Annotated in this window: 6 protein-coding genes; 3 read left to right on the forward strand and 3 right to left on the reverse strand. The window is 72.9% G+C overall.

Features of this window, described 5'->3' with window-relative positions:
• Positions 1 to 253: 253 nt before the first annotated feature.
• On the forward strand, positions 254 to 2593 hold the full coding sequence (locus tag ABZZ04_RS34640; protein WP_356936197.1) for a glycosyl hydrolase family 18 protein: 2340 nt from the start codon (positions 254 to 256) through the stop codon (positions 2591 to 2593).
• Positions 2594 to 2785: 192 nt separating this feature from the next.
• Here the strand turns inward: ABZZ04_RS34640 and ABZZ04_RS34645 are convergent, their stop codons facing one another.
• Positions 2786 to 3976 carry an ROK family transcriptional regulator gene (locus ABZZ04_RS34645; RefSeq protein WP_356936198.1) on the reverse strand — a complete coding sequence of 397 codons (1191 nt, stop codon included), beginning with the start codon at positions 3974 to 3976 and terminating at the stop codon, positions 2786 to 2788.
• A 146-nt stretch (positions 3977 to 4122) separates the two neighbouring features.
• On the opposite strand from ABZZ04_RS34645, the gene ABZZ04_RS34650 reads away from it, so the two are divergent.
• Together ABZZ04_RS34650 and ABZZ04_RS34655 are read left to right on the forward strand one after the other, a co-directional pair.
• A complete protein-coding gene (locus ABZZ04_RS34650) occupies positions 4123 to 5355 on the forward strand; it encodes an MFS transporter (RefSeq protein WP_356936199.1) in 1233 nt (410 codons plus the stop codon).
• A 264-nt stretch (positions 5356 to 5619) separates the two neighbouring features.
• Positions 5620 to 7011 carry a solute carrier family 23 protein gene (locus ABZZ04_RS34655; RefSeq protein ID WP_356936200.1) on the forward strand — a complete coding sequence of 464 codons (1392 nt, stop codon included), beginning with the start codon at positions 5620 to 5622 and terminating at the stop codon, positions 7009 to 7011.
• Between the two features lie 256 nt (positions 7012 to 7267).
• On the opposite strand, the gene ABZZ04_RS34660 is transcribed toward ABZZ04_RS34655, so the two are convergent.
• Together ABZZ04_RS34660 and ABZZ04_RS34665 are read right to left on the reverse strand one after the other, a co-directional pair.
• The gene (locus ABZZ04_RS34660) at positions 7268 to 8203 is read right to left on the reverse strand and encodes a GNAT family N-acetyltransferase (protein WP_356936201.1); all 936 of its coding nucleotides are present in this window, start codon (positions 8201 to 8203) and stop codon (positions 7268 to 7270) included.
• Positions 8200 to 9824, reverse strand: a 1625-nt coding sequence (locus ABZZ04_RS34665; RefSeq protein ID WP_356936202.1) for a peptidase C14, incomplete at its 5' end; no start/stop codon positions are given. The genes ABZZ04_RS34665 and ABZZ04_RS34660, both read right to left, overlap by 4 nt.

Below are 9824 nucleotides of genomic sequence, written 5' to 3' on the forward strand. Positions count from 1 at the left end.
TCAGTGTGCCACGCCCGCCGCTGGGCCATGCGGGTGAGCGGCTGTGGACTGGCTCACAAGGGGGCGCACGGCGGGGCGCAAACGGACAGCCACCCCCTAAAGGTCCAGACCTATTGACTCACTGGTCTAGTCCTCTTAATCTCTGCGTCACCTCCGAGGAGCCGTCCCGTGGTGTGCGCACACCCGGGGCATCAACACGACCCACCCCCTTGCCAGTTGCGTTTCCGCCGAACCTCCCCGGGAGGAACCGAACGTGCTGTCCCCCACCCGTGCGAGAGCCACCCTGCTCGCGGCCGGTGCCACCGCCGCCGCACTGCTGCTGGGTTCACTCGCCGCCACCCCGTCGGCCGCCGCCGACCAGGAGTCCTGTCGCCCGGACGGGCTCTACCAGACCCCCGGCGTCCAGGTCCCCTACTGCTCCGTCTACGACACCGAGGGCCGCGAGAAGATGGGCGCCGACCACCAGCGGCGGGTCATCGGGTACTTCACCAACTGGCGTACCGGCAAGGACGGCAAGCCCGCCTACCTCGTCCCCGACATCCCCTGGGACAAGGTCACCCACCTGAACTACGCCTTCGCCCACGTCGACGGCGACAACAGGCTCTCCGTGGGCGCCGACGGCGCGAACAACGCCTCGACCGGCATGACCTGGCCGGGTGTCGCCGGTGCCGAGATGGACCCCGAACTCCCCTACAAGGGCCATTTCAACCTGCTCACCAAGTTCAAGAAGAAGCACCCGAACGTGAAGACCATGGTGTCGGTGGGCGGCTGGGCCGAGACCGGCGGCTACTTCGGCTCCGACGGCGAGCGGGTGGACTCCGGCGGCTTCTACTCGATGGCGACCAACGCCGACGGGTCGGTCAACCGGGCCGGCATCGACACCTTCGCGGACTCGGCCGTCGACTTCGTCAGGAAGTACGGCTTCAACGGCGTCGACATCGACTACGAGTACCCGACGACCATGAAGGACGCGGGCAACCCGCTGGACTGGACCCTGTCCAACGCCCGCCGGGCCGGTCTGGTAAAGGGCTACTCCGCGCTGATGAAGACCCTGCGCGAGAAGCTCGACCGCGCGTCCGCCGCCGACGGCACCCACTACCTGCTGAGCGTGGCCGCCCCCTCGTCGGGCTATCTGCTGCGCGGCATGGAGACCTTCCAGGTCCAGAAGTACCTGGACTACGTCAACATCATGTCGTACGACCTGCACGGCGCGTGGAACGAGTACGTCGGTCCGAACGCCGCGCTGTACGACGACGGCAAGGACGCCGAACTCGCCCAGGCGAGCGTCTACTCGACCTCCCAGTACGGCGGCACCGGCTACCTCAACACCGACTGGGCGTACCACTATTTCCGCGGTTCGATGCCGTCCGGCCGGATCAACATCGGCCTGCCGTACTACACCCGCGGTTTCAAGAACGTGCAGGGCGGCACGGACGGGCTGTGGGGCAGGGCCGCCACCACCGACTGCCCGGCCGGCGCGGGGCTGACCAAGTGCGGTGACGGCGCCGTCGGCATCGACAACCTCTGGCACGACCTGGACACCGCGGGCAAGGAGTCGCCCGCCGGTTCCAACCCCATGTGGCACGCGAAGAACCTGGAGAAGGGGGTCGTCGGCGACTACGTCACCGACTACGGCTTCCCCGCCGACACCAGGCTGACCGGCACCTACGCCCGCAAGTACGACTCGACGCTGGTCGCGCCCTGGCTGTGGAACGCCGAGAAGAAGGTCTTCCTGTCCACCGAGGACGAGCAGTCGGTCGCCGCGAAGGCGGACTACGTCGTCGACAAGGGCATCGGCGGCACCATGATCTGGGAACTCGCGGGCGACTACGGCTGGAACGCCGCCAAGGGCCAGTACGAGCCGGGCTCCACGCTCACCTCGACGATGTACGAGAAGTTCAAGTCGGCCGCCCCGTACGGCGCGAAGCGCTCCACCGTCGACCTGCCCACCGAGGCGATCGACATCGACGTGTCCTTCGAGCAGTTCCCGCTCGGTGACTCCAACTACCCGATCAGCCCCAAGCTGAAGATCACCAACAACACGAGGGCGACGCTGCCCGGCGGCACCGAGTTCCAGTTCGACTACTCGACCTCGGCCCCCGCCAACGCCAAGGACCAGTCCGGCTTCGGCACCACGATCGTGCGCAGCGACCACACCGCCGCCGACAACATCGGCGGGCTGAAGGGCGACTACAACCGCGTCTCGCTGAAGCTGCCCGGCTGGCAGAGCCTGGCGCCCGGCGCCTCGGTGCAGGTGGACTTCGTGTACTACCTGCCCACCTCCACCCCGTCGAACTGGACGGTGACCTTCGGCGGGAAGTCGTACGCCCTCGTCGCCGACCTGGCGCGCGGCACCACCCGGGTCGAGCCCGGAACCGGCACGTCGCCGTCGCCCGACCCGTCGACCCCGGGCCCCGACCCGACCCCCGGCGGCGAATGCACCGCCCCCGCCTGGAGCGCGGGTTCCGAGTACGGCGCCGGTACGACGGTCAGCCACGGCTCGCACCAGTGGAAGGCCCGGTGGTGGACGAAGGGCGAGACGCCCGGCTCCACCGGCGAATGGGGCGCCTGGCAGGACCTCGGGGCCTGCTGACACCCTCCCGAACCGCCCGACGGTGACCGGATCGCCCCCGGTCGCCGTCGGGCCCGCCCGTTTCGCGGGGAGGTCCGTTCCCTGGAGGGGCCGCTGATGCGCCGGACTCCGTACCGGCCCGGCGGGGTCGGCCGGTCGATTCAGCCGGACGGTTCAGCCTGTCGATTCAGCCGGTCGATTCAGCCGGTCGATTCAGCCGGTCGGGGCGAACAGTTCGTCCTGGGCCGCGTCCCGGGCCGCGAGCAGCGCGCCCCTCAGGACCGCGCCACCGCCCAGCCGTCCGGCCCTCACCTCGGTGCGCAGCGGGGACATCGCGGCCAGCCGCTCCTCGACCCGGGCCGCGAGCGCGTCGCCGCCCGCGTGACCCACCTCGCCCGCGAGCAGCACGCAGCCGGGGTCGAGGACCGCGGCGACGGCGGCGGCGCCCAGCGCGAGGCGTTCGGCCAGGACGTCCAGGAACGCCTCGTGCCCGCCCTCCCCCGCCAGGGCGGCCCGCACGGCCGAGGCCGCACCCGGTTCCTTCTCGCCCCCGGCCGTGCCCGGCGGCACGACGATGCCGTGGGCGGCGGCCAGTTCGCAGACCGGGGTGGAGCCGACCAGCGAGTGGAAGCCGCCGTCGCAGTTGAGCGCCGAGGGGACGCCGACCGTGCCGGGCACCGGCAGGAAGCCGATCTCGCCCGCGCCGCCGGAGGCCCCGCGGCGGAGCGCGCCGTCCAGCATGACGGCGGCGCCGACGCCCTGGCCGAGCCAGAAGAGCACGAAGGTGTCGCGGTCGCGGGCCGCGCCGCTGCGGTGCTCGGCCACGGCGGCGAGGTTGGTCTCGTTCTCGACCAGCACGGTCGCGGGCAGCCGCTCCTGGAGCACCCGCACCAGCCGCCGGTGCCAGGCGGGCAGCCCGGTGGTGTCGCGCAGTTCGCCGGTGACCGGGTCGATCAGTCCGGGCGCGCCGATGCCGACGCTGTGCAGGGGGGCGGGTCCGGCCTCGCGCGCGATGCGCTCCAGCAGGTCGGCGGCCCGTTCCGCGGCGGTGTCGGCGTCCAGGCCGCCGTCCACGGGCAAGGTGGCCTCGGCGAGCGTGTTGCCCAGCAGGTCGGCGACGACCATGGCGACGCCGCGGGTGCGCACGTCGAGGGCGGCGAGGTGGGCGCGGTCGGCGACGATCCCGTACAGCCGGGCGTTGGGGCCGCGCCGCTCGGCGCCGGCCTCCCCGACCACCTCGACCAGTCCGGCCTCCCGGAGCCGTTCGACGAGGTCGGCGACGGTCGGCCGGGACAGGCCGGTCAGGTTCTTCAGCTGGGTGGCCGTCAGCGGGCCCTCCTGCTGGAGCAGTCGCAGGGCGAGCCGGTCGTTGATGGCTCGGGCGGTGCTCGGTGATGCGGGCATGCCGGGATCCTTCCAGATCTCCGCCGGACCGGACGCACGGGCGGACTATTTATCAGGCAGGGTTCCTGATAGTTTACGGCCCGCACTGCCGACAACGAGCGCCGGGCCACCGGCGGCGGAAGAATCCCAGGGGAGGGCACGGCGGCATGACAACGGATTCCACCGAGACGGTCTTCGGCACGGAGCAGGTGAGGCGGGCCAGGTTCGCCATCGCCGCGGTCTTCACCGTCCACGGCGCGGTGACCGGCAGCTTCGCCACCCGGGTTCCCTGGATCCAGGACCACGCCGGGGTCAGCGCCGGGCAGCTCGGCCTGGCCCTGGCCTTCCCGGCGATCGGCGCCTCGCTCGCGATGCCGCTGGCCGGCGCGATCAGCCACCGCTTCGGCGCCCGGACCGCGCTGCGCGGGCTGCTCGCCCTCTGGACGCTGGCGCTGGTCCTGCCCGCGCTGGCGCCCGGTCTGCTGACGCTGTGCGCGGCCCTGCTCGTCTACGGGGCGACGGCCGGCATGTCGGACGTGGCGATGAACGCCCTCGGCGTCGAGGTGGAGAACCGCCTCGACAAGTCGATCATGTCCGGGCTGCACGGGATGTGGAGCGTGGGCGCCCTGATCGGTTCGGCGGCGGGCACCCTGGCCGCGCACCTGGGCACCGACGCCCGGCTGCACCACGCCCTGGCCGCCCTGGTGCTCACCGCGCTGGGCCTGCTGGCCTGCCGGGGCGTGCTCGACCTGCGCAGCGAGCCGGACGAGGAGCCGCCGCCGCGCTTCACCCTGCCGCCGAAGTCGGCGCTGGTCATCGGTGCGGTGGGCTTCTGCGCGGTGTTCGCCGAGGGGGCCAGCCTGGACTGGTCGGCGGTCTACCTCCGGGACGTGATGGACACGTCCGCCGGGCTCGCCGCGGCCTCCACCACGGCGTTCGCGCTGACCATGGCGGTCGCCCGGATCGCCGGCGACAAGGTCGTCGACCGCTTCGGCGCGGTGCGCACCGTGCGGGTCGGCGGGGTCCTCGCGACGGTGGGCGGCGTGCTCGTGGTCGCCGCGCCGAGCGCGGTGCTCGCCATGTGCGGCTTCGGACTCCTCGGCCTCGGGGTCGCCGTGGTCGTCCCGCTCGCCTTCGCGGCGGCGGGGCGCAGCGGCCCGAACCCGAGCCAGGCGATCGCGGGGGTCGCCACGATCACGTACACCTCCGGGCTCATCGCCCCCTCCGCGATCGGCTCGCTGGCCGAGGCGACCTCGCTGGTCGTCTCCTTCGGCCTGGTGACGGTGCTGGCGTTCGGCCTGGTGCTGGGGGCCGGGGTGCTGCGGGCGGGCGACCGCCGGGCCACTCCGTCCCCGGACGCGGGCGCCACGAAGACGGCGCCGGCCGAACCGCGCCCCTGAGCCGAAGGCCGGGCGCCCGAGCCCGGCCCCGGTGCCTCAACCGGGGCCGGGCGTCCGGGGCGCGGCCCGGCACCCGGCCCCTGAGCCGAAGGCCGCGCCCCGGACAAGGGCCCGTACCGGCCGGGCCGGGGCCGGGCAGGCTCCCGACCTGCGGCCCGGCCGAGAGGACCCCGCGATCCGGCATTACCATGGCGCTGATCATTTCGGCGGAAGCGCCACGCCCATCGGGGCGGCGGGCTCCGCATCTACCCACAGGGAGCGACCATGGACCTCGGCGTGCGCTGGACCCTGCACGGCGACGGGAAGACCCCCGCGCCGGGGGCCGTGGTCCGTCCGGACGAGCGGCTCTCCTGGCCCCGTACGTTCGGCCTCGGCGCCCAGCACGTGGTCGCGATGTTCGGCGCCTCGTTCGTCGCGCCGGTGCTGATGGGGCTGGACCCCAACCTGGCGATCATGATGTCGGGTGTCGCGACGGCCATCTTCCTGCTGGCCACCCGCGGCCGGGTGCCCAGCTACCTCGGCTGCTCGCTCTCCTTCGTCGGGGTCGCGGCGACGATCCGGGCGAGCGGCGGCAGCAGCGCCGTGGTCACCGGCGCGGTGTTCGTCGTCGGCGTGGTGCTCCTCCTCGCCGGTCTCGCGGTGCAGCGGTTCGGCGCCCGGATCATCCACGCGGCCATGCCGCCGGTGGTCACCGGTGCCGTCGTCATGCTGATCGGCTTCAACCTGGCGCCGGTGACCGCCTCGACGTACTGGCCGCAGGACCAGTGGACGGCGCTGCTGGTGATGCTGTTCACCGGTTTGGCCGTAGTGTGCCTGCGCGGATTCTTCTCGCGCATCGCGATCTTCCTGGGCCTGGTCTTCGGATACGTGCTGTCCTGGGTCCTCGACCAGGTCTTCGGCAAGATCCACTCCCCGGCGGGCGGCGCCGAGGCCGTGGACCACTGGCGGCTCGACCTGTCGGGCGTCGCGAAGGCCGACTGGATCGGGCTGCCGTCCTTCCACGCGCCGAGCTTCGAGTGGTCGGCGATCCTGGTCGCACTGCCGGTGGTCATCGCGCTGATCGCCGAGAACGCCGGGCACGTGAAGGCCGTGGGCGAGATGACCGGCTCCTCGCTGGACGACAAGCTGGGCACCGCGATCGCCGCCGACGGCGCCGCGTCGATGCTGTCGACCGCGGTGGGCGGCCCGCCGAACACCACGTACTCGGAGAACATCGGCGTCATGGCCGCGACCCGGGTCTACTCCACCGCCGCGTACTGGGCCGCGGCCTGCTTCGCCCTGCTCTTCGGCCTCTGCCCCAAGTTCGGCGCGGTCGTCGCCGCGGTCCCGGGCGGGGTGCTCGGCGGCATCACCGTCATCCTCTACGGCATGATCGGCCTGCTCGGCGCCCAGATCTGGCTGCACGCCAAGGTGGACCTGCGCAATCCGCTGAATCTGGTGCCGGCCGCCGCGGGCATCATCATCGGCGTCGGCGGCGTCGGCCTGAAGATCACCGACAACTTCGAGCTGAGCGGGATCGCCCTGGGCACCATCGTGGTGATCACCGGCTACCACGTGCTGCGGGCCTTCGCCCCGGCGCACCTCAAGACCCAGGAGCCCCTGCTGGACTCGGGGACCTCGGCGTACGACGAGCAGGACCCGGCGGACAAGCGGTGACGGCCGGGCCGGACCGGCGATGACCCGATGACGCGGCGACGGCCGCGGCGGACGCACCGTCCCGCCGCGGCCGTCGCCGCGTTCCCGTTCCCCCGCTCGCGCGCCCCGTCCCCGTTACCGCGCTGCCGTCCTCGCGTTCCCGTTCCCGCGTTTCCGTTCCCGCGTTCCCGTTCCCGCGTTTCCGTTCCCGCGTTCCCGTTCCCGCGTTTCCGTTCCCGCGTTCCCGTTCCCGCGTTCCCGTCGCCCCGGCCGTCGCTCAGAAGCAGTCGCCGTACCAGTGCACCGCGCCGGGCGCCGTGACCGCGGCCCGGACGGATTCCCCGGTGGCGTGCAGCGGGCGTGCCATGCCCACCCGCTCCGTCACCCGCCGGGCGTCCGTCAGCAGGGCCGGCAGCGCGGCCCGGACCCCGGGCTCGTCGGGGAGCCGGACCCGGGCCCGGCCCAGCCCCGCCGCCCGGCCCCGTTCACCGACCTCGGCGAGCAGTTCCCCCAGGCACCCGGGTATCCCGGCGAACTCCCGCACCTCGACGTGCTCCCCCACGTGCTGGGCCACGACCCAGCCGGCGAGCGCCCCCGACACGGGGTCCTCGGCCACGAGCCACCGCTCGGCCGGGCCGTACCAGGCGGGCACACGCACCGCCCAGTCCTCGGCGCTCCGCAGCGAACTGAGCGGCCGGTCCGCGTTGTACGCGCGGTGCAGCGCGACCACCCCGGTGGCGTCCCGCCCGGTGGCCGGGCGGATCCGGAAGGCCTGCCCCGCGGCGGACGCCGGTGCGAGCGTCCCTTCGGTGTACGTGCTGTCGAACTCCTGCCAGCCCGAGCCCCGGTAGACGCCCGGAGTGCCGGTGAACAGCAGCGACCAGGCACACCCCTCGGCCCGCATGGTGCGCTCCGCCTCCACCAGCAGCCGCCGCACCAGCCCCCGCCCGCGGGCCTCGGGGCGGGTGGCGACGCTGCCGATGCCGCCGACCCGCCGCGGGGCGCCGTCCGCGTCGCGGATCGTCCTCGGCACGTACACGACGACCGCGTCGATCCCGTCGCCCGCGGCGTTCTGCGCGACGAAGGTGTGCCGGTGACGGTCCGGGTCGAGGGCGTGCAGGGCGGTGACCTGCGGGGCGTCGAAGCACAGCCGCCACAGCCCGGCCAGCTCCGGGTCGTCGGCCGGGGTGGCGGTCCGTACGACGGCGGTCACAGGACCAGGTTCCCGTCCGTGCGCGCCGACGGGCCGTTCGCGGGCATCGCGGTGCGCTTCGTGCCGTCCTCCACGCACCCGGTGTGCAGGGCCGAGGCCAGGGCGTCCGGGGCGAGGTGGAGCGTGCCGCCGGTGAAGCGGCTGCCGCTCGCCGCGTAGTGGTTGGTGCCGTCGGCTATCCGGATGTGGGCGGTGTCCGTGCCGGAGGCGGCGCCGGTGATCCCGTTGATGTCCCAGGTGATCTTCCCGGGGCCGGCGGCCCGGCCGAGCAGTGCCCTGGCCTTGTTGCCACCGGTGAGGCGGGCCCCGCCGGTGAGGGTGATCCGCTGGTCGCGCACGGCGCTGAGCTCGATGCCGGTGTCGTCGTAGTGCCCGCCGTCGATCCGCAGGTCCGCCGAGCCGACCGAGAGCGGGGCGGCGTTCTCGGCGCCGGTGACGGTGCAGTCGGTGAAGTGGACGGGGCCCGCGCCGCGCAGGATCGCGCCGTCGACGCCCTTGAACGTGCAGCGCACGAAGTGGACCGGGGCGGTGACCGGGGTCTGCACGAGGACGGCACCGGCGGGCGGCTCGAAGGAGCAGTCGCTGATGGTGGTGGGGCGGCTGGAGCGGGCGGAGCGCTGGGCGACGGCGAAGGTCTTCGCGGTGCAGCCGCGCACCTGGGCCCCGTCGGCGTTGACGGTGAGGGTGCCCGCCTGGTCGAAGGTGGGGCGGGCGATCACCGTGACGTCCTCCAGGGTCAGGTCGGTGATCTTGGTGTTGGCGGTGAACCAGGAGCAGACGTGCCGCCGTACGGTGATCCGCTTGGCGGAGATGCCCCACTGCGCACCGGAGTTGGCGATGTCCATCAGCCCGGAGTTGCCGTCGAAGAGCAGGTCGTGCTCGTACTGGCCATGGGTGGTGAAGGGGTTGCCGCCCGCGTCGTCGCCGTCGCCGTGGCAGTTGACGACGGTGCAGTAGGCGGAGGCGGTGAGGTCGTTGAGGTGGCGCACGTTGCTGGTCGTGCAGTCGGCGACCCGCCCGTACAGGCAGTAGATCTGCTGGGTGAGGTAGCCCGCGCCGCCGTACTCGACGGTGGGCGGGTTCTTCAGGGAGCAGTCCTCGGTGCGGAAGCGGGTGCACCAGCGGCGCATGATGACCGGCCAGAAGGAGCCGGTGGCGTGGATGCCGGAGACGTCGCAGCCCACCGCGTACTCGTAGCTGACCGGGTGGGAGCCGGTGTACTCGTCGCGGCCGGCGCCCTCGAAGACCATGTTGCGGACGTGGGCGTCGCGGACCGGTTCGACGCGGGTCCAGGTCAGGGTGCGTCCGGCGGCGAGCTCCCAGCCGTTGAGGTAGCCGATCCGGATGTGCGTGGCGTCGACGATCTCGGTGATCTCGACGAGCTTCTGCAGTTCGCGTTCGTCGCGCCCGCCGCCCTCGACCGGGGCGACCTGGACGGCCCACCACTGGCCGACCTCGAACGCCTCGGCGTCGGGGACCGGGAAGGTGTCGGTCAGCTCGATGACCTTGCCGGAGAGCGCGTGCTCGACGGTGGTGTCGGTGGGGGTGCCGCGGAAGGAGAGGACGGCGCCGAAGGGGTTGTCGTGGGTGTTCTTCTCGATGCCTTCGGTGCGTATGCGGT

The sequence above is a fragment of the Streptomyces sp. NPDC006435 genome (assembly GCF_040612315.1).
Classification (GTDB): domain Bacteria; phylum Actinomycetota; class Actinomycetes; order Streptomycetales; family Streptomycetaceae; genus Streptomyces.

Bases quoted from the DNA above. Each gene is read 5' to 3' on its own strand.
- ABZZ04_RS34645 (WP_356936198.1), bottom strand. From the start codon at position 3,976: ATGCCCGCATCACCGAGCACCGCCCGAGCCATCAACGACCGGCTCGCC.
- ABZZ04_RS34650 (WP_356936199.1), top strand. From the start codon at position 4,123: ATGACAACGGATTCCACCGAGACGGTCTTCGGCACGGAGCAGGTGAGG.
- ABZZ04_RS34655 (WP_356936200.1), top strand. From the start codon at position 5,620: ATGGACCTCGGCGTGCGCTGGACCCTGCACGGCGACGGGAAGACCCCC.